This window comes from Litoreibacter sp., from assembly GCF_058136045.1.
The window spans coordinates 72,572-96,863 of the sequence record NZ_JBYVDD010000001.1 but is presented as its reverse complement, the minus strand read 5'-3'; the positions used below and the strand labels follow the sequence as shown (position 1 = coordinate 96,863).

Annotated in this window: 33 protein-coding genes; 13 read left to right on the top strand and 20 right to left on the bottom strand. The window is 57.9% G+C overall.

Annotation, left to right across the window (positions count from 1 at the left end; genetic code table 11):
• The first annotated feature begins 184 nt into the window (after nt 1–184).
• Together AC3Y7R_RS00525 and AC3Y7R_RS00520 are read left to right on the top strand one after the other, a co-directional pair.
• Entirely contained in the window at nt 185–1,783 is a 1,599-nt protein-coding gene (locus AC3Y7R_RS00525) for a phosphoenolpyruvate carboxykinase (RefSeq protein ID WP_490040044.1), read from the top strand.
• Nucleotides 1,780–2,349 carry a DUF3859 domain-containing protein gene (locus tag AC3Y7R_RS00520; protein ID WP_490040043.1) on the top strand — a complete coding sequence of 190 codons (570 nt, stop codon included), beginning with the start codon at nt 1,780–1,782 and terminating at the stop codon, nt 2,347–2,349. The genes AC3Y7R_RS00525 and AC3Y7R_RS00520 overlap by 4 nt, the downstream gene beginning before the upstream one ends.
• Here AC3Y7R_RS00520 and AC3Y7R_RS00515 read toward each other — a convergent pair.
• Entirely contained in the window at nt 2,346–3,113 is a 768-nt protein-coding gene (locus AC3Y7R_RS00515; RefSeq protein WP_490040042.1) for a sulfite exporter TauE/SafE family protein, read from the bottom strand. The genes AC3Y7R_RS00520 and AC3Y7R_RS00515 overlap by 4 nt on opposite strands.
• A 146-nt stretch (nt 3,114–3,259) precedes the next feature.
• Between AC3Y7R_RS00515 and AC3Y7R_RS00510 the strand changes: the two genes are divergently transcribed.
• Nucleotides 3,260–4,930, top strand: a complete 1,671-nt coding sequence (locus AC3Y7R_RS00510; RefSeq protein ID WP_490040041.1) for an acyl-CoA dehydrogenase family protein — start codon at nt 3,260–3,262, stop codon at nt 4,928–4,930.
• Between the two features lie 43 nt (nt 4,931–4,973).
• A complete protein-coding gene (locus AC3Y7R_RS00505; protein ID WP_490040040.1) occupies nt 4,974–5,360 on the top strand; it encodes an META domain-containing protein in 387 nt (128 codons plus the stop codon).
• On the opposite strand, the gene recO is transcribed toward AC3Y7R_RS00505, so the two are convergent.
• The 13 genes from recO to folK form a co-directional block, all read right to left on the bottom strand.
• Complete coding sequence (gene recO / locus AC3Y7R_RS00500) at nt 5,344–6,066, bottom strand: DNA repair protein RecO (RefSeq protein ID WP_490040039.1); 723 nt, start codon at nt 6,064–6,066, stop codon at nt 5,344–5,346. The genes AC3Y7R_RS00505 and recO overlap by 17 nt on opposite strands.
• Nucleotides 6,067–6,079: 13 nt before the next feature.
• Nucleotides 6,080–6,412, bottom strand: a complete 333-nt coding sequence (locus AC3Y7R_RS00495; RefSeq protein ID WP_490040038.1) for a DUF1491 family protein — start codon at nt 6,410–6,412, stop codon at nt 6,080–6,082.
• Nucleotides 6,405–7,319 carry a GTPase Era gene (era, locus tag AC3Y7R_RS00490; protein ID WP_490040037.1) on the bottom strand — a complete coding sequence of 305 codons (915 nt, stop codon included), beginning with the start codon at nt 7,317–7,319 and terminating at the stop codon, nt 6,405–6,407. The genes AC3Y7R_RS00495 and era overlap by 8 nt, the downstream gene beginning before the upstream one ends.
• Nucleotides 7,316–7,996, bottom strand: coding sequence for a ribonuclease III (gene rnc, locus AC3Y7R_RS00485; RefSeq protein WP_490040064.1), 681 nt, complete (start codon nt 7,994–7,996; stop codon nt 7,316–7,318). The genes era and rnc overlap by 4 nt, the downstream gene beginning before the upstream one ends.
• Nucleotides 7,993–8,733, bottom strand: coding sequence for a signal peptidase I (lepB, locus tag AC3Y7R_RS00480; protein ID WP_490040036.1), 741 nt, complete (start codon nt 8,731–8,733; stop codon nt 7,993–7,995). Before lepB (AC3Y7R_RS00480) ends, rnc begins: the two co-directional genes overlap by 4 nt.
• Before the next feature lie 5 nt (nt 8,734–8,738).
• Entirely contained in the window at nt 8,739–9,530 is a 792-nt protein-coding gene (gene lepB, locus AC3Y7R_RS00475) for a signal peptidase I (protein WP_490040035.1), read from the bottom strand.
• Nucleotides 9,531–9,585: 55 nt separating this feature from the next.
• The gene (acpS, locus tag AC3Y7R_RS00470) at nt 9,586–9,999 is read right to left on the bottom strand and encodes a holo-ACP synthase (protein ID WP_490040034.1); all 414 of its coding nucleotides are present in this window, start codon (nt 9,997–9,999) and stop codon (nt 9,586–9,588) included.
• Nucleotides 9,996–10,619 (bottom strand): LysE family translocator, encoded by a 624-nt coding sequence (locus AC3Y7R_RS00465; RefSeq protein WP_490040033.1) that lies wholly within the window; start codon nt 10,617–10,619, stop codon nt 9,996–9,998. Before AC3Y7R_RS00465 ends, acpS begins: the two co-directional genes overlap by 4 nt.
• Nucleotides 10,616–11,359, bottom strand: coding sequence for a pyridoxine 5'-phosphate synthase (locus AC3Y7R_RS00460; protein WP_490040032.1), 744 nt, complete (start codon nt 11,357–11,359; stop codon nt 10,616–10,618). Before AC3Y7R_RS00460 ends, AC3Y7R_RS00465 begins: the two co-directional genes overlap by 4 nt.
• A gap of 71 nt (nt 11,360–11,430) precedes the next feature.
• Nucleotides 11,431–12,027: a DUF2062 domain-containing protein gene (locus AC3Y7R_RS00455; RefSeq protein ID WP_490040031.1), complete on the bottom strand. Its 597-nt coding sequence runs from the start codon at nt 12,025–12,027 to the stop codon at nt 11,431–11,433.
• 86 nt (nt 12,028–12,113) lie between these two features.
• Nucleotides 12,114–14,237 (bottom strand): RelA/SpoT family protein, encoded by a 2,124-nt coding sequence (locus AC3Y7R_RS00450; protein WP_490040030.1) that lies wholly within the window; start codon nt 14,235–14,237, stop codon nt 12,114–12,116.
• Between the two features lie 33 nt (nt 14,238–14,270).
• Nucleotides 14,271–14,624 (bottom strand): DNA-directed RNA polymerase subunit omega, encoded by a 354-nt coding sequence (gene rpoZ, locus AC3Y7R_RS00445; RefSeq protein ID WP_490040029.1) that lies wholly within the window; start codon nt 14,622–14,624, stop codon nt 14,271–14,273.
• 88 nt (nt 14,625–14,712) lie between these two features.
• Nucleotides 14,713–15,303 carry a 2-amino-4-hydroxy-6-hydroxymethyldihydropteridine diphosphokinase gene (gene folK, locus AC3Y7R_RS00440; RefSeq protein WP_490040028.1) on the bottom strand — a complete coding sequence of 197 codons (591 nt, stop codon included), beginning with the start codon at nt 15,301–15,303 and terminating at the stop codon, nt 14,713–14,715.
• Between the two features lie 94 nt (nt 15,304–15,397).
• On the opposite strand from folK, the gene AC3Y7R_RS00435 reads away from it, so the two are divergent.
• Complete coding sequence (locus tag AC3Y7R_RS00435; RefSeq protein WP_490040027.1) at nt 15,398–15,982, top strand: LabA-like NYN domain-containing protein; 585 nt, start codon at nt 15,398–15,400, stop codon at nt 15,980–15,982.
• 63 nt (nt 15,983–16,045) lie between these two features.
• Here AC3Y7R_RS00435 and AC3Y7R_RS00430 read toward each other — a convergent pair whose 3' ends face one another.
• Together AC3Y7R_RS00430 and AC3Y7R_RS00425 are read right to left on the bottom strand one after the other, a co-directional pair.
• Nucleotides 16,046–16,492 carry a GNAT family N-acetyltransferase gene (locus tag AC3Y7R_RS00430; RefSeq protein ID WP_490040026.1) on the bottom strand — a complete coding sequence of 149 codons (447 nt, stop codon included), beginning with the start codon at nt 16,490–16,492 and terminating at the stop codon, nt 16,046–16,048.
• 18 nt (nt 16,493–16,510) lie between these two features.
• Nucleotides 16,511–16,960, bottom strand: coding sequence for a c-type cytochrome (locus AC3Y7R_RS00425; protein WP_490040025.1), 450 nt, complete (start codon nt 16,958–16,960; stop codon nt 16,511–16,513).
• A gap of 149 nt (nt 16,961–17,109) precedes the next feature.
• Between AC3Y7R_RS00425 and ispH the strand changes: the two genes are divergently transcribed.
• The 8 genes from ispH to AC3Y7R_RS00385 all read left to right on the top strand — a co-directional run bounded on the left by ispH (nt 17,110) and on the right by AC3Y7R_RS00385 (nt 21,853).
• Entirely contained in the window at nt 17,110–18,060 is a 951-nt protein-coding gene (ispH, locus tag AC3Y7R_RS00420; RefSeq protein ID WP_490040024.1) for a 4-hydroxy-3-methylbut-2-enyl diphosphate reductase, read from the top strand.
• Between the two features lie 187 nt (nt 18,061–18,247).
• Nucleotides 18,248–18,697, top strand: coding sequence for an SRPBCC family protein (locus AC3Y7R_RS00415; RefSeq protein ID WP_490040023.1), 450 nt, complete (start codon nt 18,248–18,250; stop codon nt 18,695–18,697).
• 122 nt (nt 18,698–18,819) lie between these two features.
• Nucleotides 18,820–19,434, top strand: a complete 615-nt coding sequence (locus AC3Y7R_RS00410; protein ID WP_490040022.1) for a LysE family translocator — start codon at nt 18,820–18,822, stop codon at nt 19,432–19,434.
• A gap of 14 nt (nt 19,435–19,448) precedes the next feature.
• Entirely contained in the window at nt 19,449–19,763 is a 315-nt protein-coding gene (locus tag AC3Y7R_RS00405) for a DUF1272 domain-containing protein (protein ID WP_490040021.1), read from the top strand.
• Entirely contained in the window at nt 19,753–20,151 is a 399-nt protein-coding gene (locus AC3Y7R_RS00400) for an ACT domain-containing protein (protein WP_490040020.1), read from the top strand. Before AC3Y7R_RS00405 ends, AC3Y7R_RS00400 begins: the two co-directional genes overlap by 11 nt.
• A gap of 52 nt (nt 20,152–20,203) precedes the next feature.
• Entirely contained in the window at nt 20,204–20,794 is a 591-nt protein-coding gene (locus AC3Y7R_RS00395; RefSeq protein ID WP_490040019.1) for a class I SAM-dependent methyltransferase, read from the top strand.
• Complete coding sequence (gene rnhA / locus AC3Y7R_RS00390) at nt 20,787–21,236, top strand: ribonuclease HI (RefSeq protein ID WP_490040018.1); 450 nt, start codon at nt 20,787–20,789, stop codon at nt 21,234–21,236. Before AC3Y7R_RS00395 ends, rnhA begins: the two co-directional genes overlap by 8 nt.
• Entirely contained in the window at nt 21,233–21,853 is a 621-nt protein-coding gene (locus AC3Y7R_RS00385) for a trimeric intracellular cation channel family protein (protein ID WP_490040017.1), read from the top strand. Before rnhA ends, AC3Y7R_RS00385 begins: the two co-directional genes overlap by 4 nt.
• Here AC3Y7R_RS00385 and fmt read toward each other — a convergent pair.
• From fmt to def (AC3Y7R_RS00365), 4 genes are read right to left on the bottom strand one after another with little or no spacing between them, the layout of a single operon-like run.
• Nucleotides 21,850–22,755 carry a methionyl-tRNA formyltransferase gene (gene fmt, locus AC3Y7R_RS00380; protein WP_490040016.1) on the bottom strand — a complete coding sequence of 302 codons (906 nt, stop codon included), beginning with the start codon at nt 22,753–22,755 and terminating at the stop codon, nt 21,850–21,852. The genes AC3Y7R_RS00385 and fmt overlap by 4 nt on opposite strands.
• Before the next feature lie 22 nt (nt 22,756–22,777).
• A complete protein-coding gene (gene def / locus AC3Y7R_RS00375) occupies nt 22,778–23,272 on the bottom strand; it encodes a peptide deformylase (protein ID WP_490040015.1) in 495 nt (164 codons plus the stop codon).
• Nucleotides 23,269–23,724 carry a peptide deformylase gene (gene def / locus AC3Y7R_RS00370; protein WP_490040014.1) on the bottom strand — a complete coding sequence of 152 codons (456 nt, stop codon included), beginning with the start codon at nt 23,722–23,724 and terminating at the stop codon, nt 23,269–23,271. The genes def (AC3Y7R_RS00375) and def (AC3Y7R_RS00370) overlap by 4 nt, the downstream gene beginning before the upstream one ends.
• Nucleotides 23,721–24,242, bottom strand: a complete 522-nt coding sequence (gene def, locus AC3Y7R_RS00365) for a peptide deformylase (protein WP_490040013.1) — start codon at nt 24,240–24,242, stop codon at nt 23,721–23,723. Before def (AC3Y7R_RS00365) ends, def (AC3Y7R_RS00370) begins: the two co-directional genes overlap by 4 nt.
• Between the last annotated feature and the right edge of the window lie 50 nt (nt 24,243–24,292).

Below are 24,292 nucleotides of genomic sequence, written 5' to 3'. Positions count from 1 at the left end.
TTTGACTAATTTGCCGCACATCTTGCAAATGATAACGCTACCATTCGGCCCCCACCCGGTTCCCTCCCAAAACCTGCATGCTATACGAGGGCCAGCTACCCCGCCGGGGGGCACGTGCGGACACATGACCCGCATGATCCAAAATTCGCGGGGTTGAACACTCCCCCGCAACAGGAGCAAAACCATGATTACAGGACGCGTCAATCCAACGCATACGTTGGAAAAGCAAGGTATCACTGGCCTTGGAGGCGTCTACTACAACTATCTGGAGCCCGCCCTGGTCGATGAAGCCCTAAAGCGCAACGAGGGCACTTTAGGCAAAGGTGGCTCGTTTCTGGTTACCACAGGCAAGCACACTGGTCGCTCTCCTAAAGATAAGTTCGTGGTTCGCACTCCGCTGGTTGAAGACACTATTTGGTGGGAAAATAACGCACCGATGCAACCTGACGCCTTCGATGTCCTCCACGCTGACATGCTGGAGCACATGAAAGGGCGCGATTACTTCGTCCAAGACCTGTTTGGCGGCGCTGATCCGGCGCATCGCCTTGATGTGCGCGTCGTGACCGAGTTGGCATGGCATGGCCTGTTCATCCGCCACTTACTACGCCGCCCAGAAGCCGAAGAGCTGGCCACATTCACGCCAGAATACACCATCATCAACTGCCCCAGCTTCCAAGCTGATCCGGCCAAGCATGGCTGCCGCTCGGAAACTGTCATTGCGATGAACTTCGACAAGAAGCTGATCTTGATCGGCGGCACGGCCTATGCGGGTGAAAACAAAAAATCCGTTTTCTCTTTGCTGAACTACCTGCTGCCCGCCAAAGACATCATGCCGATGCACTGCTCTGCCAATCACGCCCATGGCAACCCTGACGATGCGGCGGTGTTTTTCGGCCTGTCCGGCACGGGCAAAACCACCCTATCTGCTGATCCGTCACGCACATTAATCGGCGATGACGAGCATGGCTGGTCCGACAAAGGCATCTTCAATTTTGAGGGCGGCTGCTACGCTAAAACCATCTCGCTGTCTGCCGAAGCAGAGCCGGAAATCTACGCCACCACCGAGAAATTCGGCACGGTGATCGAGAACATGGTGTTCGACACCGACACCAAGGATCTGGACTTTGAGGATGACAGCCTGACCGCCAACATGCGCTGCGCCTACCCGCTGCACTATATATCTAACGCGTCCGATACCGCACTTGGCGGCAACCCCAAGAACATCATCATGCTGACCTGTGATGCGTTCGGCGTGCTGCCCCCCATCGCGCGCCTGACACCGGCACAAGCCATGTACCATTTCCTGTCCGGCTTCACCTCCAAGGTTGCTGGCACAGAGCGCGGCGTGACCGAGCCAGAGCCTACGTTCTCCACCTGCTTTGGCGCGCCGTTCATGCCACGTCGCCCGGAAGTCTACGGCAACCTGTTGCGTGAAAAGATCGCCACGCACGGGGCAACTTGCTGGCTGGTTAATACCGGCTGGACTGGTGGCGCTTATGGCACTGGCTCGCGGATGCCAATCCGTGCAACCCGCGCCCTGCTGACCTCAGCGCTGAATGGCTCGCTAAACGAGGGCGAATTCCGCAAGGACGCCAACTTCGGTTTCGAGGTTCCCGTCTCGTGCGGTGGCGTCGCAGATATCTTGCTCGACCCACGCCGCACATGGTGTGATGCCAAGGCCTATGACGCCCAAGCCGCCAAATTGGTGGAAATGTTCTCCGAGAACTTTGGCCAATACGTCCCCTTCATCGACGAAGACGTAAAAGCAGCAGCAATCGGATGATCCGCAAAGGGGCCTGCGCACTTCTAACCGCTGGCCTCCTTTGCCTTACACCTCTTGCACAGGCGCAGCGTCTTAATGATGCCGCGCCTGATTTGCTATTTGACGCGGATCTGCTCAAAGGGCTGGATTACGGGCTGGTCTGCCCCTCTGGGCGCGCCAAAGAGCTTCCCGCCCCAAACACCCATATCGGGACCATAAAACAGCGCACAAGACGTCAGAAAATCGAAGCCACCACGCAGGTTATCCCCTTGGTCAAAGGCATCGCCTTTGGCGTGGATACGGCCACTCTCAAGGGCACAAACCTGCGCGGCGTCAAAATCACCGTCTATCACCCCGCCTATAAAGGCACCGACGTGATAGAGGACAGCTGGACCACCGACTTCAATCCCAAGTCATCAAACCTGAACTTCTTCGTGTTCGAATTCCCCTTCGAGATGGTTTCCGGTGACTGGGCGTTCCAAGCCACCCATCAGGGCCGCACGCTTTATTCCGTGGGCTTCAAACTTGTCCCGCCAGATCAGGCCCCGAACACCGCAAGCCTATGTAAAGGCGGGCTGTTCTCCTAGCCTATCACAGCGCGCCGGATCAGGTTCAGCCCCGCCAATAACAACACCCATGACGTCACCCGGCGAAACATTTTCTGATCAATGCGGTCCTGCACCTTAAAGCCCAGCCAAATCCCGATCACCGCAGGCACCACCAAAAGCATCGAGAACGGCAAGGTCTCGGCCCGCAACACGCCCGATTGCAAATGCGCCGCCAAAAGCACCACCGCCCCCAGTCCGAACACCACACCTTGCACCCGCATCTGCTCTTTCTTTGGCGTATCTACCGCCGTGAGGTACAGCACCGTCGGCGGCCCCCAAATACCGGACATCCCACCAATGAACCCGGCAAACGCGCCGATCATCACCTCGGCCCTATGGCTGCGGCCCGCCAATTTCGGGCTCCAGCCCAGCAATTGCAATCCAGTGAACCCCGCCACGGGTAGCCCAATTGCAAGATACAGCACCCGCGGCGAAATCAACGTCACCAGTTGTGCGCTGGCAATCAACATCACCGCGCCCACGCTCAAAAACAGTTTAAAATGTGTCAACGACGTCCACGCCGCCCGCACGCCCTGGCGCAAGGCCTGCATCCCGTTCGCCACTACCGTCGGCAAAATCAGCCCCGCCAATGCCAGCTCCGGTGATATGAAACTCGATAACCCCGATATAAATATCGTCGGCATCGCAAAGCCCACCACGCCCTTAACAAAGCCCGATACCAGCCCGATGAGCACCGCCACAGCCAGTAATTCTGGTGATATGATAGTGAATAATGCGTCCATACTCACTCGTAGCGCGTCTGTTTTCTCGGCGCACCCACAAATACGTCACGACACTTTCATTCAAAAATATACTTTCTTACGCATTAAAGTTGTGCTGCACTTGCAAAATGATTATTCCGAAGGAAAGCAGTATAAAGGATTCGATCATGGCCCTAGCGACCCCAACCAACGCTGTCCTTCCCGACCTATTAGTCCTGACCGCAGCAACGCTTCCTCCGGTGAACGACTTGCTAGCTAAGGCCAAAGACCTCATCCGCACACAAACCACTGAAAATGGGCGTGTTTCCGGCGCCTTGATCGAAGAAAACCAAACCGCAGCACACGGCTTTGCATGGCTTGCCACCTACGCCCAGTCGCTCACCCAAATGCAAAAGTGGGCCGAGAAACTGACGCAACAAGGCAAGTTTTCCGAGGTCGAGCAGCTCATCCACCAGATCGCATTCGGCGAATATCTTGGCCAAATTCAAGGCGGCATCCCAATGTCGCAAGGTGAAATTCTGCGCCTGCACGATATCGGCCTAACCCCAGATGACCACCGCGCGCTGGCCACTCCAGAGATCACAGCCCTGTCCACCGCTGGCAACACCCAAGCCGCGCGCACACGTCTTGTTGAGCTGATGCAGGAACGCTCTGCCGAGATCATTATCGGTGCATCCGGCCTTGATGACGAGTTAGAAATGATCCGCGAGCAATTCCGCCGCTTTGCCGTCGAGAAAGTCGAACCCTTCGCCCATGAATGGCACCTCAAGGACGAGTTGATCCCGATGGAGATCATCGGTGAGTTGGCCGAGATGGGCGTTTTTGGCCTGACCATCCCCGAGGAATTTGGCGGATTTGGCCTGTCCAAGGCGTCCATGGTCGTGGTCTCTGAAGAACTCTCGCGCGGCTATATTGGCGTCGGCTCGCTCGGCACTCGCTCCGAGATCGCAGCCGAGTTGATCCTGTGTGGCGGCACCGACGCGCAAAAAGCCAAGTGGTTGCCAAAACTGGCCTCTGCCGAGACCCTGCCCACCGCTGTATTCACCGAGCCAAACACCGGCTCCGACCTTGGCGCGTTGCGCACCCGCGCACTCAAAACTGGCGACGATTACAAAGTCACGGGCAACAAAACATGGATCACCCATGCCGCCCGCACCCACTTCATGACCTTGCTGGCGCGCACCGATCCTGACACGACCAACTACAAAGGCCTGTCCATGTTCATCGCCGAAAAGACCCCCGGCGACGACGCAAACCCCTTCCCGACCGAGGGTATGACAGGCGGCGAAATCGAGGTTCTCGGCTATCGCGGCATGAAAGAATACGAGCTGGCATTCGATAATTTCCACGTCAAAGGCGAGAACCTGCTTGGCGGCGCAGAAGGCCAAGGCTTCAAGCAGCTGATGCAAACCTTCGAGAGCGCCCGCATCCAAACCGCCGCCCGCGCCATCGGCGTCGCGCAATCCGCCCTCGATGTCGCCATCCAATACGCCCAAGATCGCAAACAATTCGGCAAATCCTTGATCGAGTTCCCCCGCGTGTCGGGCAAGCTGGCGATGATGGCCGTTGAAATCATGATCGCGCGCCAGCTCACCTATTTCTCTGCCGAGGAAAAAGACAACGACCGTCGTTGCGACCTAGAAGCCGGCATGGCCAAACTTCTGGGCGCCCGCGTCGCATGGGCCTGCGCCGATAACGCGCTGCAAATCCACGGCGGCAACGGCTTTGCGCTGGAATACAAAGTCAGCCGCATCTTGTGCGATGCCCGTATCCTCAGCATTTTCGAGGGCGCGGCGGAAATTCAGGCGCAAGTCATCGCCCGCCGCCTGCTTGATTAATCAGGCCTAAACAAATGGGGCGCACCGCGCTAAGCTGCGCCCCATGAAACACCTATTGCTCATAGCACTCACCCTGCTCGCCGCCTGCAAAGACGAAACCATCTCTGGCTATGCCACTGAGGGCACCCTTTGGCAGCTAAAATCCATCAACGGCGCGGCGTTCTCTGCTCGCGCAACACTAACCTTCCCAGAACCCGGAAAAATCGCGGGCCAAGCCCCCTGCAATCACTATTTCGGAGCGCAAACCGCCCCTTATCCGTGGTTTGAAATTGATGCCGTCGCCAGCACAAAAATGGCCTGCCCCGATCTGAAATTGGAAAACCAATTTTTGCAAGCTCTGGCAAAAATGTCCCTCTCCGAGGCCACTGGAAATACGCTCATCCTTAGCAACGATAAAGGTGATGAGATGGTCTTCAAGGCCGCCCAATAACCTCCAGCAAACGCCCTCGCGAGGCAGGCAGCGGCTTGTTGCCAAGTTGCGGGGCCATCCATGCCTCCAGAAAATGCCCTGTCGTCGCCAATGCTTCCGGCACGTCGTCCAACGAGCCATCCCCCACACCGCGCAAACACGCAGGCAGGCCCAACAACCGCGACGCCCACTCACCTGCGCCTTGGCGCGACACTGCGCGGCCAGTTCTAGGCGAGACGTAAATCAACTCCTGCATCGCGCCAGTCACCGCACAAGACGACAGATCCAATCCAAACCCCATCTCCTCCAACAGCGCCAATTCCCACTGCACATAGGCCAGCGGCCAGGCGTCACTCTCGCCCAGCAAATCAAAAACCAGCAAAGACCGCTCATATAAATCGGGGTGCGGGTCACGCTCCGCCAGTGCAAATTGCAGCAAGCCACATAGCGCATTCAGCCCCGCCAAGGCTTTTCGATCCCCCATCACCGCCGCCGCACGCGACTTGATAGGCTCCACCGTGAACGCCCCCAAATGCCCCTCTAGGCGCGCGCGCCACGACACATCCAACTGCGCGCCGGGTTGCAATATTGGGGCCATTTTACGCCCAGCCCCGCCGCGCACCACGCCTGCATGGCGGCCATGATCTGGGGTAAACACATCAATGATGGCCGCGTTCTCGCCGTGGCGACGCGCTGATAGCAAGACCCCTTGGCTCCGCCATTCCATCACAAATTCTCCGTTAGGTTAGACCTTCTTCGTCCAGAAGATGGCGCCCTGCCTTATCCTCGACTTCAATCACCCACAGGTCCGGATCGAACCCGCATTGCTTGGCAATCGCCGCGTCGACCTCACCCTCAACACCCTGCGCCAACACGATCCACGCCCGCGCACCCGTCATCAAATCAAACGATCTCTGATATACCGCAGCTTGCCCGTCCAGCGTGTTCATCTTAACCATAACAACCCCCGCCGTCGCATCACCCTTCGTCGTGACAAAGGCGGGTATTGCCACCAGCCGCAACCGTTTCAGATAGGCTGAGACCCAGAAATCTGTGGTCAGCCGATCAGACATTCCCGTCCTTAAAGTCCAGCCCCATCTCGGAATAGCGCTCTTTATCATCCAGCCAGCCAGGGCGTACCTTCACTTGCAGGAACAAGTGCACCTTACGACCTAAAAACTCCATCATCTCTTCGCGCGCAGCTTTGCCCACGGCTTTGATCGTCTCACCTTTGGCCCCCAGAACAATGCCTTTATGCCCGTCACGGATCACATAAATGATCTGGCTCACACGGGCGGAGCCGTCTTTTTGCTCTTTCCATTCTTCGGTCTCGACCGTCATTTGGTAGGGCAGCTCTTGGTGCAGCCGCAGCGTCAACTTCTCTCGCGTCATCTCGGCAGCAATCTGACGCATCGGCGCGTCTGCAAGCTGATCATCAGGGTACAGCCACGGCCCCTCGGGCACCGCACCCGCGAGCCAACCGCGCAACGCATCAATCCCATGGCCTTTTTCCGCCGAGATCATGAACGTCTCCTTAAATTCAAAACGCTCGTTCAATTCCTTGGTCAGCCCTAGCAACGCATCCGCTTTAACCCGGTCAATCTTGTTGATCGCCAGCACCACAGGCGCGCTACCCGCGCGCTCTGCCAAGCCGTCTAGAATTGCCGCGACACCTTCTGTCACACCGCGATGCGCCTCGACCAGCAGCACCACAATATCCGCGTCAGACGCCCCCGACCAAGCGGCGGCCACCATCGCGCGATCCAATCGGCGACGCGGCTTGAACAGCCCCGGCGTGTCCACAAAAATCAACTGCGCCTCATCCTTCATCGCAATGCCGCGAATACGCGCCCGGGTGGTCTGCACCTTATGCGTCACGATCGAGACCTTCGCCCCAACCATCCGGTTCAGCAATGTGGATTTGCCCGCGTTGGGTTCTCCGATCAGCGCGATAAAGCCCGCGCGGGTTGCCTCAGTCATGTCTCTAGCCTTTCCAAAAGCGCCTTGGCCGCAGCCTGTTCCGCTTGCCGTTTTGTCCCTGCCTTTGCCTCAACCAATTCGCCCGAGGCAACAGTCACAGCAATGGTAAATTTTGGCGCGTGGTCAGGACCTTCGCGCTTGATAATCTCATATACGGGCGGCTCCTCGCCGCGCGCTTGCACAAATTCCTGCAAGGCCGTTTTCGGATCGCGCGCATCCGCGTCCACCTCGCTCACCCGCGCGCCCCACAGCCGCAAAATCAACGCCTGCGCCGCGTCAAACCCGCCATCGCGATACACCGCCGCAATCAGCGCCTCCATCGCGTCGCCCAGCAACGCTTCTTTGCGCCGCCCGCCCGATACCATCTCGGATTTGCCCAGTTTCAACACCGCGCCCAAGTCAATCTCGCGCGCCACTGCGGCGCAGGTTTCTTTGCGCACCAATGCGTTGTAACGCGGGGCCAAAATCCCCTCAGCGGCCTTGGTATCGGCATCCAGCAAGGCCTGCGCCATCACCAAGCCCAACACCCGGTCGCCCAAAAACTCCAACCGCTGGTTATCTGGTCGCGTCACCGATGAGATCGAGCCATGCGTCAACGCCCGCACCAGAAACTCCGGCTGCGAAAAGCTATACCCGATCCGCCCGCAAAATGCTGTCAGCTCTGCCGAAACCTTCATTGCAACCACGTCAAACTCCGCCCCTTAATACCCGCCATATTAAACACTACCAAATCCGCACGCCCGATCACATTCTCAAATGGAACGAGCCCAACACCGCCGCCAGCCTGCGAAAACCGACTATCAATCGAGTTGTCACGGTTGTCACCCAGCACAAACATATGCCCCTCAGGAACCACAAATTCCGCCGTATTATCCGCAGCCAGCCCATCGCGTATGTTCAAAACATCATAGGTTCGGCCACCATCCAAAACCTCACGCGCCCGATGCTTCAAACACGCAGCCCCCAACGCAACCACACCGTTAGAGCAGGCAGGTAAACTCCCATGCATCCGCTGTCGGTATACCTCTTCAAAACCGGCCAAGGCCACCTGCTCTTGGCGCGCACCGTTCAACACCAGCACCCCGTCGCGCAATTGCACCCGATCCTCAGGAAGCCCGACCAAGCGCTTGATGTAGTCGTGCTTGCTTACCGGATGTCGAAAAACCACCACATCTCCGCGCTCAGGCAGGGTGCCAAATGGCCCCAAATCTCCGTCACATAACCCCAAAGAGCACATCAGCCGAGGAAAGCCATAAGCCGCGCGATTGACGACAAGATAATCGCCTATCAACAAAGTCGGCTTCATGGATCCTGACGGTATCCAAAACGGTCGAAAGCACAAAATCGCCAAGGCCACGCAGATCGCAAGCGGTGCAAAGAACACCAGCAACCAGCGATATCTCGGCTCTAGCATGTGCCTTAGTCGATCTTCTTGAAGAACCGGTCGCCGCGCCAAGTCCAAAAATACAGCATCCGGCCACCGGCAGAGGAGAATATCACCCGATCAGCCCGCCCCAAAAGGTTGGCAAACGGCACCATTCCAACGCCACCACCCGCCTGAGAAAACCGGCTATCAATCGAGTTATCGCGATTGTCGCCCATAAAGAAGAAATGCCCCTCAGGGACGTTAAACACCTTCGTGTTATCCGCGCCCAGACCATCGCGAATATTCAAAATCGCATGGGTCACGCCGCCCTCCAGCGTTTCCATAGCCTTCTCTTTGACGCAATCCCCGCCGATACCAACAGCACCGTTGCTACAGGCTGGAAACCCTCTAGCAGAGCCTTGCGCCTCATAGGTTTCCACAAACGGCTCAACCGGCACCTGCTTTTGCGGCTTGTCGTTCAAGAACAACACGCCATTCTTCACTTGCACCTTGTCGCCGGGCAACCCGATCAGGCGTTTAATGTAGTCTTGACCACTTACAGGATGGCGAAACACCACCACATCACCGCGCTCTGGATCGCTGGCAAAAATGCGATCAGGGATCGGGCAAATACCAAACGGGCAGCTATATTTGGAATAGCCATAGGCCATCTTGTTCACAAACAAGAAGTCGCCAACCAGCAACGTATCCTTCATCGAGCCCGATGGAATCCAAAACGGCTGAAAAAACAGGCTGCGGAACACCGCCGCAATGGCCAGTGCATAGACCACCGTTTTGACGGTCTCCATGATGGTTTCGGGCTGTTTTTCGCTGCTAAGTGCCATTGTTTTTCTCATACTTTATAGGTTGGTCGCTACATGAGGGCCGCACGGGTCGGAGTCAACCCGACCCACCGACCAAAGCGCGCGCTTCAATCACCACAAAAGCCTGCGCCCAAGGATGGTCATCGGTCAACGTCACATGGATCAAAGCCTCGTGACCGTCCGGCGTCATCTCGCGCAATCGCTCCGCTGCCCAGCCCGTAACCACCATCACGGGCTGGCCCGTCTCAAGGTTACTGACCGCCATATCTTTCCATGAAATTCCCATGCGCAGCCCCGTCCCCAATGCCTTGGAGCACGCTTCCTTCGCCGCCCACCGCTTGGCATAGGTGCCCGCCACATCTTTGCGCCGCTCCGCCTTGGCTTGCTCAATCGGCGTGAACGCGCGGTTGCGAAACCGATCGCCAAAACGCGCCAGCGTGGCCTCGATCCGCTCGATGTTGGCCAAATCGGTGCCGATGCCCAGTATCACGACAATTTGGCCGTCAAAATTTTCAGGCCCGCAAAGCCAAACATTAACCCAAAGCTGATCTCGAACCAGCGCCGCATCTTCTGGTAGCCGCGGATAAATGCTGCCGTGGAAAACAACAAAGCATAGCCAAAGAACACCAGATTAGAGACCGCGAACAGCGCCGCAAACGCCTCCCAAACCGCGCGCGGATCTGACCCCGGCGGCACGGCTATGGCAAAAATCGCGCCCCAGCCAAACACTGCTTTGGGGTTGGTCAAATGCAACAACAACCCCTTCAAATAAACCGACCGCAACCCGCCTTGCTTGGCCTGAACCTTTGCCAGCGGCTTATCCGTCACGCCAGATCGCAACGCCTTAAAGCCTAAATACATCAGATACGCCGCGCCCACGTAGCGCAAAATTTCTACCAACCACGCATTGGCCAGCATCAATGCGCTCATCCCCAGCGCCGCCGCCACGCCCCAAGCCGCCGAGCCACACACGATGCCCGCCGCCACCGCGACCCCGGCCGCGCGCCCCCGCTCCATCGAGGTGCCCGCAATGGCCAAAGTCGCAGGCCCCGGCGAGGCCCCGCCAATAGCCCACGCCAACAACAGCAATCCAAACTCAAACCCGCTCACGCGCGGGCCTCATCCATCACGCGGCGCATCTGCGCAATCGCCGGGCCAAGCCCTTGGAAAATCGCCTCGCCAATGATGAAATGCCCGATATTCAGCTCCACGATTTCGGGCAGAGCCGCCACTGGCCCGACGCAATCATAGGTAAACCCATGCCCCGCGTGAACTTCCAGCCCTAGGCCATGCGCAAGCGCGGCCATCTCGCGCAGCCGTGCAAACTCGGCGTCTCGCGCCTCAAATTGACCTTCCGCATGGGCGTCGCAATAGGTGCCAGCATGCAACTCAATTATATCTGCGCCAATCCGCGCAGCGGCTCTAACTTGACGCTCATCAGGCCCGATAAATAGTGACACGCGGGTGCCTGCCTCCTTAAACGGTGCAATAAAGCCCGCCAGCCGATTGTCGTCTCCTGCAACCTCCAGCCCGCCTTCAGTAGTGCGTTCTTCGCGGCGCTCTGGCACAAGGCAAACTGCATGCGGCTGTGTTGCCAGCGCAATCTTTTGCATCTCATCCGTTGCCGCCATCTCGAAGTTTAGCGGGATCGAAATTGCACCCTTAATCGCAGCCATATCGGCGTCACGAACATGGCGCCGATCTTCGCGCAAATGCGCCGTGATCCCGTCCGCCCCGGCTTCTTGCGCCAAAACAGCGGCGCGCGCCGGGTCTGGCAAAGCGCCACCTCGCGCATTACGCACCGTCGCTACGTGATCAATATTCACGCCAAGGCGTAACTTAGCCGTCATTAGCTCATTCCTTTAGATAGCTCTCTCAACGGATCATAGGGCAACGCGTGCGCAAATCTCAACACCGCTTATTACGCGCCGCTATCTTCCGCTTTCTTGGCCGCTTTACGGCGCCGGATATCTTCCAACTTAGCCTTAAGCCGCCCCTTGCGGCGATTCTGATAGGCCACAATCAACGGCGCACTCACGTAGAAAGCGATCGTTCCGACAATAACACCGGGGATCAGCCCGCCGATCATGTAAGGGAAAAACACCTCATCATAGAAACCGCTCAAGCGATCCCAATGGGCAACGTCACTAGTAAACATCGCCCAGAAATTATCTTTCAGGTCGCGCCAGGCGCCTGCAAACCGGCGACCCAAATTCATGTTCTCTTCGAACTCGGTCCCTAGCAAGAAGTGGCCAGTTTTTAGCGAGACGACCCCAATCGGTAAATACGTCAACGGATTGCCGAAAAAAGTCCCCATAAGCGAGGCCAGAAGGTTGCCGCGCATGATCTTCGCCATGCCCAGCGCGATGAAGAAATGAAACCCATAGAATGGCGTAAAAGTTGCAAATACCCCCGCAAATATTCCACGCGCAATGCGGTGCGGGTCGTCCGGCAGGCGGCGCACACGGTGTTTGACATACTCAAACGCCCGCCCCCATCCGCCTTTCGGCCAGATCAAATGCAGCGCCCAAAGGGCCCAGGTTTTTGGCGTCCGGCGCTTAAACACGTCTCGTTTCTCACCTCTCCGACCCCTCGGGGCCTCTCTTACGGCTTGCGGCTTAAATCTCTGTGGCGCTCCAGCGCAGCCACATCGCTATCGGCCTCAATCGCAGTCTTGACCCCGTGCAAATGCTCGGCGTCTCGCACATCAACATCCACCAGCAGTTGAAAATAATCCGGCTTGCGATCGACGAAATGCATGTCGGAGATATTCGCCTTCAATTCGCCAATCAATGTGCAAATTCGTCCCAGAACACCAAAACTATTCCCGATGGTCAGGGCCAGTGTGACAGTGTTGCTGGCGGCATGTCGCCCCGCGTGCCAATGGATGTCTAACCAACGCTCGGGTTGCTCTTCAAATTCCACCAACGCATCACAGGCAATCGCGTGTACAAACACCCCGTCACCCCGATGCTTGATGCCAACAATCCGCTCGCCGGGAACCGCTTGGCAACAGGCCGCACGCTTTACTTGCAACCCCTCTGGCAAGCCCACAACAGGGCGCGAAACGCCCCCCTCTTCTGCACCAGCCTTGGCTGCCAAATCGGGGTAAATCGCAGTCACAACCTCGCGCGCTGACAGCTCGGTCGAGCCGACATACTCCAAAAGCTGCGACGCATCCGCCAAGCTCAACTCTTTCGCCGCGGTCTCCAACGCCTTATCTGATGCCTTCTTGCCCACATGCTCAAACGCCACCCGCGTCAACTCACGACCCAGTTTGATATAGCGATCACGGTGCTCTTCGCGCAAAGACTTGCGAATCGCAGACTTGGCCCGCCCCGTTACTGCAATATCAATCCACGTCGGTTGTGGCTTTTGCCCCTCGGCGGTGATGATCTCTACCGATTGCCCGTTGCGCAGCCGCGTCCATAAAGGCACCCGTAAGCCGTCAACTTTAGCCCCCACGCAGCTATGCCCGATCCGGGTGTGGATCGCATAGGCATAATCCAGCGGTGTCGCCCCGCGCGGCAGTTTGATCACCTCGCCTTTGGGCGTGAAACAAAACACCTGATCCGAATACATCTCAAGCTTCACATGCTCCAGAAACTCGCCGTGATCATCGGCCTGCTCAAAGCGTTCTGTCATGGAGGCCACCCAAGTCGAGGGGTCCACCGCAAACGGATTTTCCACCCGCGCACCATCGCGATACGCCCAATGCGCGGCCACGCCAGCCTCGGCCACGTCATGCATTTGCCGCGTGCGGATCTGGATCTCCACCCGCTTGCCATCACGCCCGGAAACAGTCGTGTGGATCGAGCGATAACCGTTCGACTTAGGCTGGCTGATATAATCCTTGAAGCGCCCCGGAACCGAACACCACCTCCGATGCAACGCCCCAAGCATGCGATAACACTCATCCTCGGTTTCAGTTATCACCCGAAAGCCGTAAATGTCAGACAGCCGCGAGAACCCTTGCTTCTTTTCCTCCATCTTACGCCAAATGGAATAGGGCTTCTTCGCGCGACCAGCCACCTCGCCAGCAATACCCGCGGCACTCATCTCGGCACGAATGTCATCCATAATCTTTGGAACGACATTGCCGGTTTCCTTTTGCAGGGTAATGAAACGGCGAATAATCGAAGCGCGCGCCTCTGGGTTGATCACCCGAAACGCTAGGTCTTCAAGCTCTTCGCGCATCCAATGCATCCCCATGCGCCCGGCCAAAGGCGCATAAATATCCATGGTTTCACGCGACTTTTGAAGCTGCTTGTCTGGGCGCATATGCTTGATTGTGCGCATATTATGCAGCCGGTCGGCCAGCTTGACCAAGATCACCCGCAAGTCCTTCGACATTGCCATAAACAGCTTACGAAAGTTTTCCGCCTGCTTAGTCTCGGTCGAGCTTAACTCAAGGTTGGTCAGCTTGGTGACCCCGTTGACCAACTCGGCAATCTCCAAGCCAAACCGTTGTTCAATCTCGGAAAATGTAGATCCAGTGTCCTCAATCGTGTCGTGCAAAAGCGCCGTCACAATCGTGGCATCGTCCAAATGCTGCTCGGTCAGCAGCGCTGCAACTTCAACCGGGTGGGTGTAATACGGCTCGCCCGAATGCCGCGTCTGCCCATCGTGCATTTCTGCACCATAGGCATAGGCGTCACGGATCAGGGCTTCGTTCGCTTGAGGATTGTAGGCGCGGACCAATTCAATCAGGTCGCTGTCAGATATCATCCGTTGATCCGCCGCCAGTATTCATTGAGGAGCTTACTTCGGCCCCTGTGCTTCCATTAAGGCCCGCAACAACTTCTCTTCGGACATGTCATCTTCAGCAGGCTTATCCTGCTCAACACCCATAAGAAGCGCCATGGCATCTTCTTCAGGCTCGTCCACCTCGATTTGTGTCTGATTGCTCTCGATCATGCGCTCGCGCAACTCATCAGCAGTCTGGGTCTCATCCGCAATTTCACGCAAGGACACGACAGGGTTCTTGTCATTGTCACGGTCCACCGTAACAGCACCACCAGCCGCGATCTCGCGGGCGCGATGGGATGCCAACATAACCAGCTCAAAGCGGTTAGGTACTTTGTCTACGCAATCTTCAACCGTCACGCGGGCCATTTGGGACTCCAGTCATTCACAGGGGATGTCAGGCAGCACAATTAGGACCCATCAGGAGTGAATACAACCTTAAATCCCACGCAAAATGTTACTCAATCGGCTGAATTGATCGTTTTTCGGCCTCTGATAGGACGTCGAGCAACTCCGTCAGGGATTTTCCCAACACCGGGTGCACCCAATCAGGGGCAATATCCGCGAGGGGAATCAGTACAAAGGCGCGGTCTTGCAGCCTCGGATGGGGCAAAATCAGCTGATCCGGCACTTCTTTCATTTGTTGCTCAAGCGGTAAATCCAGCCAGTAGCGAAACCCGTCTTCATCGGGGGCAACCATCCCATCGAAGTCCAGTATATCCAAGTCCAGCGTCCGCGCGCCCCAGCGCGTGTCCCGCGTACGCCCAAAACGGGCCTCGACCCTATGTAAATGAGCCAGCAGCCCTCTCGCCGACAGACGCGTTTCCACTGCGAAAACCGCGTTCGCATAGTCCGGCCCACTCCCTTCAGGGAGCGCCGGCGACACGAAAAATCGGCTCTCCGCGATGACCTTAACCGAATCACAAGAAACCGCGTGTTTTACTTCGCGGAGGGTGAATAGGGGTGATCCAGCGCTTGACGTCGCGTTACTACCTAGCGCAACATAGGCTATTGTCAGACCTTTGTGATCCTGTGCGGGTTGCGGCATAAGCATTTTTCCTTATGTTCATCGAAGCGCGTTCGCCTACGCCCTTCACTCGGGGATCATTAATCGGACTGAACGCATATCGGAAGGACATTTGATGTTTTACAAAGACGAACGGCTGGCGCTTTTTATAGACGGGTCGAACCTATACGCCGCAGCCAAATCTTTAGGGTTTGATATTGACTACAAACTCCTGAGACATGAATTCATGCGCCGTGGCAAAATGCTGCGTGCATTCTACTACACAGCCTTGCTTGAGAATGACGACTATTCGCCTATTCGTCCGCTCGTTGACTGGCTGCATTACAACGGCTTCACCATGGTCACCAAACCGGCCAAGGAATACACTGACCGCGAAGGTCGGCGTAAAGTCAAAGGCAACATGGATATCGAACTCGCTGTCGATGCGATGGAGCTGGCCCCGCATGTGGATCATATCGTGATCTTCTCGGGTGACGGCGATTTTCGCCCGTTGATCGAAGCGGTCCAACGCAAAGGCGTGCGCGTCTCGGTGGTCTCCACCATCCGCTCCAACCCGCCGATGATCTCGGACGAGTTGCGCCGCCAGGCCGACAACTTCATCGAGCTGGACGAGTTGCGCGATGTTCTTGGCCGCCCGCCGCGTGACAACGACATGAGCTTCTCGCGTGAGCGCGACGTCGAAAAAGTCGAGATCGACTAGAAACGCCAACTCACATGCTAATTGAAACGCCGGGGCATCGCTCCGGCGTTTCGCGTTTAGCGGTCATTCAATCGCCAGATCATAAGTAACCCAAGCAGTGCGCGCCGCCACTTGGTCATACAGCCCGCGTGCGCGGTAATTATCCTCGGCAGTTATCCAGCGCACCACACTCCAGCCACGCCTGCCGCCCTCGGCCTTTACCGCCTCGATCAAGGCCTCCCCCGCCTTCAAACCGCGCGCCTCAAGCGTCACAAACAAATCATCCAGAAACCCGCCTGTTGCCGCCGCCAAGGGGCGCGCAAAAGGCCGGTAATGCGTCAGCCCGACCAAAGCGCCATCCACCTCGGCCACAAATCCGTTCACCTCGTGGTCGCCATCCATCAACCAGCCCCAAACCCGCGCCCGCATCTGGGCTGTCTGCTCCACCCCGTAAAACGCGGCATACCCCGCATACAAGCGCTCCCACGCGTCCCGATCCCCCTCGGCTACTGCCCTGATAACAACTGACATCTCAAATCCTTCCATTTCCTAGCCACTCATCGCGGACCGCCGCTGCTGAATTTCCGCAGGCCAAGTGCTTTTTATATAGGCCAGTACTGCCCTAATTTGCGCATCCGTCAACTCATCATCAAACCCGCGCATATCGCTCTTGTACCCACCGCCAATCAACGCCTCCGACCCAAACTTGGTAATCGCAAACAACTGCTCGTCCCCATGATGCCACGTATGGCCACTTGCATCATGGGGCGGGGCAGGTATCTTGCCATCCGGCCCGCGTGTTTTCCAACCCGCCTGCCCTTCCAGATTAGCGCCATGACACGCCGAGCACGCCTCATCATAAATCAATGCCCCTTCAGCCACGATCCCCGTATCGGTCAACCCTGCTAACTCCGGCGCGCCTTCACGCCCAACTTGCGACCAAACCACGCCCCCGCCAATCATCGCAACCATGGCTCCTACCGCCCAATATACTCTCATGATTTCTCTCATTCTCATCCAACTGACATCCGCTATGCGCCTTCCAGCAGGGGGAGGGTCAATCCGCTAAATTCACACATTTTCGCGAGCGCCCACTGGACCCCAGCCCCCCCAACCCCTATTTCTGAAACCAATCAGGAGAGCGCCCGATGACCAAGCCCCCCCTCACCCTCTACCTCGCCGCGCCGCGCGGCTTTTGTGCAGGCGTGGACCGTGCCATCAAAATTGTCGAAATGGCGCTCGCCAAATGGGGCGCGCCCGTCTATGTGCGCCACGAAATCGTGCACAATAAATTCGTCGTCGACGCCCTGCGCGACCAAGGCGCGGTATTCGTCGAGGAACTGGATGAATGCCCCGATGACCGCCCCGTCATTTTCTCGGCCCATGGCGTGGCTAAAGCCGTCCCCGCCGCCGCCGCCAAGCGTGAAATGATCTATGTCGATGCCACCTGCCCGTTAGTTTCCAAGGTCCACATCGAGGCCGAGCGCCACCACGCCAACGGGCTGCAAATGGTGATGATCGGCCATGCGGGCCACCCTGAGACCGTCGGCACCATGGGCCAACTTCCCGAGGGCGAGGTCATCCTTGTCGAGACCCCCGCAGACGTCGCCACCATCACGCCGCGCGACCCAAACATGCTGGCTTTCATTACCCAGACCACCCTGTCCATCGACGATACCGCCGATGTGGTCGCAGCCCTGAACGCCCGCTTTCCCGCCATCATCGGCCCCCATAAAGAAGACATCTGCTACGCCACCACCAACCGCCAAGAGGCCGTCAAAGCCATGGCTGCCAAGACCAAAGCCATGCTGGTCATCGGCGCGCCGAACTCCTCCAACTCCAAACGTCTGGTCGAGGTGGGCGCCAAGGCCGGGTGCTCCTACGCGCAACTTGTGCAACGCGCCACCGACATCGACTGGCGCGCGTTGGACGGCATTGATAGCATCGGCATCACCGCTGGCGCCTCTGCGCCCCAAGTGCTGATCACCGAAGTCGTCGATGCCTTCAAAGCGCGCTACTCCGTGACCGAGGAACTCGTCGAGACCGCCATCGAGAACATCGAATTCAAAGTCCCCCGTATCCTCAGGATCCCCGCCTAACACCCGGCGTTTCTGACCGCCGCATCGTACTTCGGTTTTGCGACCTGCTATTCTGGGACCGAATGCCAACCCGCATCCCACCTCTGCCAGCGCCTTGACACAATACCTTTTGGTACTATAAATAATGCGATACCAAAAGGTATTGTATTAAATTTCATGTCACCCCGCACAGCACAGGAACCTCAGCATGAGCAACTTAGACTACTCGAAGACGATCAAAATCAGCGCAACACCAGACGCCATACACCAAGCACTGACCAAAGAGATTAGCGGTTGGTGGAGCGAGGATCTGGTCGCTGACACAGAGGCTTTCACAATCGGGTTTGGTGAAACAAAGAAAACATTCAAAGTTATTGCCCCTCCCCCTGCTAAGGGCAACTTCAAGGTTATCTGGGACTGCACCGCAGCAAATCTGCTCCACCCCGATGTTAACACTCCAGACGAATGGGTCGGAACTCAAATCATTTGGACTGTGCATCCTGATGGGGGCACGACAAACGTCACGTTGACCCATGTAGGGCTAAATTCAAGCCTGCAATGCCACGCAATCTGTATTCAAGGCTGGGATCACTTCTTTCTCGATAGCTTCAAAGGCTTCATGATAACCGGCCAAGGAAAGCCCTTCACATCACCCTAGGCCACGCCGCCTAAACACCAAGCCTAGCGCCCCCGCCCTTACCGCCCCAAGAAACCTTGCAGAGCCTTGCTCTTTTCTACCACTTGCGCTCCAATGAGCCATCTATCAGCAGGACCTCAATCATGATCACCGCACAATTCCTTTTGACCGCCCTCGTCGTCGTCCTCGCCCCCGGCACTGGCGTTATCTACACCTTGGCGCTTGGCCTTGGCCAAGGTCGCCGCGCCGCTATCTGGGCGGCCACGGGCTGCACGTTTGGCATCGTGCCACACCTCGCCGCCGCCACACTTGGCCTCGCGGCGCTGCTCCATACCTCCGCATTGCTGTTCCAAGTGGTTAAATTCGCAGGCGTCGCCTACCTGCTCTACCTCGCATGGCAAATGCTCAAACAGGGCGGCGCGCTACAGGTCAGCGGCCAAACCACACGCCAATCGGGCTGGCAAATTGCGCAACGCGGTGCGTTGATCAACATCTTGAACCCGAAACTGTCGATCTTCTTTCTGGCCCTGCTGCCCCCGTTCCTGTCCGGCAACCCCGCCACAATAACCATCGAGATGACCCTGCTTGGCGCTGTCTTCATGGGCCTCACCTTCATGGTTTTCATCCTCTACGGCCTCTTCGCCGCCCACGCCCGTGACTGGATACTCGGCTCCGAGCGGGTGCTGAAATGGCTCAACCGTTCCTTCGCCGCGATCTTCATCGCACTGGCCGGAAAGCTGGCGCTAGAGCGCGCATAACAAGAGGCAACCACATGCTAGACCTAAGGCCCAACTGCCAACTTTGCGACAAAGACCTTGCCCCCAGCGCCCCCGACGCACGCATCTGCTCCTATGAATGCACCTATTGCGCTGACTGCGTGGAAAACGTGCTGCACAACGTCTGTCCCACCTGCGGCGGCGGCTTCACGCCGCGCCCGATCCGCCCCCAAACCGCCTTCCGCCCAGAGCTAAACCTAGGGCTGGGCAACCATCCGGCCAATACCCAGCGCCGCTACCTCAAATTCACCAAAGAAGACATTCAGGCCCACGTCGCCCGCATCAAGGACATTCCGCCCGATGAGCGGTAAGCAACCCTCTTTGAACCTGTCGCAAGTCGCAGGCCAATACGCTATCGCCCGCCTCGCGCCTGATGCGCCTCTTCCATCTTGGGCGGATGGCGCGGGCTTCGTGTCAATCAGCCGCGCCTCGGACGAATTGACTATTGTTTGCCTGCAAAATCGCATCCCCGATGACGTGCAAAGCGACCGTGATTGGTCCTGCCTGCGCACCATCGGCCCGTTCGGCTTTGACGCTGCGGGCATCGTCACCGCCCTGATCACCCCTGTGTCCCAAACCAACATCGGGGTGTTTGTGGTCTGTACCTTTGACGGCGAGCACCTGCTGGTCCCGACCAAAGACATGAACCGCGCCCAAGACGTGCTCCTCCAAGCAGGTCACCGCTTCATCGGCGCGTGACACCGCCGCCCACCAAGACTAGAACGCTGGTGAAACCTGAAAGAGCACCTCTATGAGCGACCCGGACACCCTCAAAGCCTATGCCGCCAAGGCGCAAGACTATGCAAACCTCGTATCACGCACCACGCCTGATGATGATTTGCAGGCCTTCCTCGACGCCATGCCAAAAGGGGGCCGTGTGCTGGATCTTGGCTGCGGGCCGGGCAATTCTGCACGCATGATGCGCGAGGCAGGGCTAAAAGTCGAAGCCTCCGATGCCTCCCCCGAGATGGTCGCCATCGCGCGCGATCGCCACAACATCGACGCCCGACTGGAAACCTTTGACGACCTTTCCGCCACCGCGCATTACGACGGCATCTGGGCCAATTTCTCCCTGCTCCACGCCCCGCGTGCCGATATGCCCCGCCACCTGAGCGCCATCCACAAAGCCCTCAAAACCGGCGGGCTGCTCCACATCGGCTTGAAAACCGGCGACACGGAAGACCGCGACGAGGTTGGCCGCCTCTATGTCTACTACACCGAACTCGAATTGCGCGACCTCCTCGAAACCGCAGGGTTTCGCATCAACACCATCCGTCACGGCGAAATGACCGGCTTTTTGCGCGGCCCAGCCCCCTTCATGATTGTGACCGCATATGCCTGATCTTTTCGCCTATACAGACGGGGCCTGCTCCGGCAATCCCGGACCGGGAGGTTGGGGCGCCATCCTGATCGCGCGCGACGGCACCACCGTGGTGAAAGAGCGCGAACTGAAAGGCGGCGCCGCCGACACCACCAACAACCGCATGGAGCTTATGGCCGCCATCAGTTCCCTTGAAGCGCTAGATCGTCCGACCAAACTGACCGTAATCACCGACAGCTCCTACGTCAAAGACGGCATCACCAAATGGATTTACAGCTGGAAGTCCAAAGGATGGAAAAAGAAGGGCGGCGAGATCAAAAACATCGACCTGTGGAAACGCCTCGACGAAGCCCGCGACCGCCACGATGTGACATGGGAATGGGTCAAAGGCCACGCAGGCCACCCCGAGAACGAGCGCGCCGACGAGTTGGCCCGCGCCGGCATGGCCCCGTTCAAGAAATGACCGCGCTTCTGTTCCTCGATTACGCCGCCGTTTTTGTCTTCGCCCTAACCGGAGCGCTGGTCGCCAGCCGCGCCCAGCTCGACATCGTGGGCTTTGTCTTCATCGCCTGCCTCACTGCGGTAGGTGGCGGCACAGTGCGCGACGTGATCTTGGACCGCGCAGTCTTTTGGGTGGCAGAACCCACCTTCATCCTCATCGCAGGCCTCGCCGCATTCATCGTGTTCTTCACCGCCCACCTTCTAGAATCGCGCTATCGGACAATCCTGTGGCTCGACGCAATCGCGCTCGCCGTTGCCGTGCCTGCGGGCGTTGCCGCCGCCGTCTCTATCGCCTCTGACTGGCCGATTATCCTCATCATGGGCATCGCCACGGGCTGTTTCGGCGGTCTCATGCGCGATGTGGTCTGCAACGAGGTGCCGCTGGTCCTCAAACAAGGCGAGCTATATCTAACTTGCGCCCTAATCGGCGCGACCACGGCGCTCGCCCTGCTCTATTTCGGCCAACCTCTACCTATCGCCCTGCTAGGTTGCGCGCTGGCAACCTTCGCACTTCGTGGCGGATCACTGATCTTCGGCTGGAGCCTGCCCGTCTACAAAAGCCGCCCGCCGCGCGTCTAGCCCAGCACCTCAGGAGGCGTCCAGCCCAGCAATAAATCCGCCAACGGCCCCGCACGTTTGCCCGCACGTTGCGCCGCCAGCACCTCAATGCTACCGTCGCCCGTCCCGATGAAAAACCCACCATCCACCGACACCGCACCCGCCGCCAATTCCTTTGACGCCACGCGCGATTGCAACAGCTTCAACCGCTCCCCATCCGCGTCACACCACGCCCCCGGGAACGGCGACAACCCGCGAATTAGCCTGTCCACCTCAACGGCAGATTTCGACCAATCAACGCGCGCTTCCGCCTTGTCGATTTTCGACGCATAGGTCACGCCAGCCTCCGATTGCGCCTCTGGCGACAGCTCTGGCAAAGCGGCCAAAGCCTGCACAATCATCCGCGCCCCCATGGCGCTCAACCGATCATGCAACCCGCCCGTGGTCTCCGCCCCGTCAATCGCCGTCGCCTCGCGTAACAATACAGGGCCAGTGTCCAAACCGGCCTCCATCTGCATGATGCAAATGCCAGTTTCCGCGTCCCCCGCCATGATAGCGCGGTGGATCGGAGCGGCCCCCCGCCAGCGCGGCAACAACGAGGCATGAATGTTCAAACAGCCCAGTTCTGGCGCATCTAAAATCGCCTGCGGCAGGATCAACCCATAGGCCACCACCACCGCAATATCGGCGTTCAATGCTGCAAATTCCGCCTGCTCGGCTTCGCCCTTCAACGACACCGGATAGCGCATGGCCAACCCCAGCGCCTCGGCGCGTGCTTGCACGGGTGACGGGCGGTCTTTCTTGCCACGACCGGCTGGGCGCGGCGGTTGCGAATAGACCGCAACGACCTCATGCCCCGCCTTGACCAACGCCTCCAAAGCCGAGACCGAGAAGTCCGGCGTGCCCATAAATACGATTCTCATCTGTTCGCCCCCAGAAGAACTCTCATCGCACCAATTTCCTTGCCTTCTTCACCAGCATTTCGCGCTTGGTGCGGCTCAACCGGTCAAAATACATCTTCCCCGCAAGGTGGTCGATCTGGTGTTGAACCGACGTGGCCCAAATGCCAACAAAATCGCGATCTTCAACCTCGCCCGCCTCATTCAAAAACCGCACCGTCACCGCCCGTGGGCGCGAAATTACCGCCGACACGCCGGGCAAATTCGGCGAAGCTTCCTCGTGCTCGCGCATTTGCCCGCTGGCGTGCAACACCTCTGGGTTGGCCATCAAAACCGTTTGCCCCCGCGCGTCCGACGCATCCACAACTGCCAAGCGCGCCATCACCCCGATCTGCACCGCCGCTAAGCCAACGCCCGGCATCGCATCCATGGTTTCTACCATGTCGGCCCAAATTTCGCGGGTCTCGTCGGTAATTTCTGCAACATCCTCAGCCACGCTGCGCAGCCGTTTGTCGGGCCACATCACAAATGCTCGCTTCATGCCCCGTCCTCGTAATCCAAAATCAAAACGCCGTCCAAATGGTCCATCTCATGCAGCACGCAGGCCGCCGCGATCCCCTCAAATGCGCCACGCCGCTGCGCACCATTTTCCGCGATCCACATCACCTCAATCCGCTCGGGCCGCTCAACCCAAACCGGATGATCCGCGATCGACAGACACCCTTCCTCATTGCGCTGCACCGTGTCAGATCGCGATAAAACCTCGGGATTAATCATCACCAACGGGCTGCGCTCGCCCTCCTTCCAAGTGCTATCCATCACGAACAGCCGGATCGCGTGGCCAACCTGCGGGGCCGCCAAGCCACGCCCTGGCGCATCATACATCGTCTCGAACATATCTGCGATCAGCGGCACCCACTGCTCCGCATCAAGCACCGGCATACACAGCTTTCGCAGTATTGCATCAGGGTGCTGCACGATTGGCAAAATCATGCCTGACGCGCCAGTTCACGTTTCAGCTTTACCATTTTGCGAGTGATCATCTGCTTCTTCAGCGGGCGCAGGTAATCAATGAACAACTTGCCCTCAAGGTGATCAATTTCATGCTGCACACAAGTGGCCCACAGCCCGTCAAACGTCTCCTCTTGCGCATTCCCGTCACGGTCTATCCAGCCCACGGTCACATCACTAGGGCGCGTCACATCCGCATATTGCTCGGGGATCGACAAACAGCCTTCTTCATAGGTGTTCAACTCGTCCGATACGGCCAATACCTCTGGATTGAACATCACTAAGGGACGCGGTGTCTCGCCCTCTTTCTTAATGCAGTCCAGCACAACCAACCGATCCAATATCCCCAATTGTGGCGCAGCCAGCCCGATGCCCGGCGCGTCATACATGGTCTCCAACATATCATCTGCCAGCACCCGCAGCTTGTCCGAAATATCGGCAACTGGGGCACAAACCTTCTTGAGGCGCGGGTCGGGGTGGATCAAAATACTACGTTTCATGGCGCTCAGATACCCCGTCCCGCCTCGTGTCACAAGGGTTGCGGAATTCG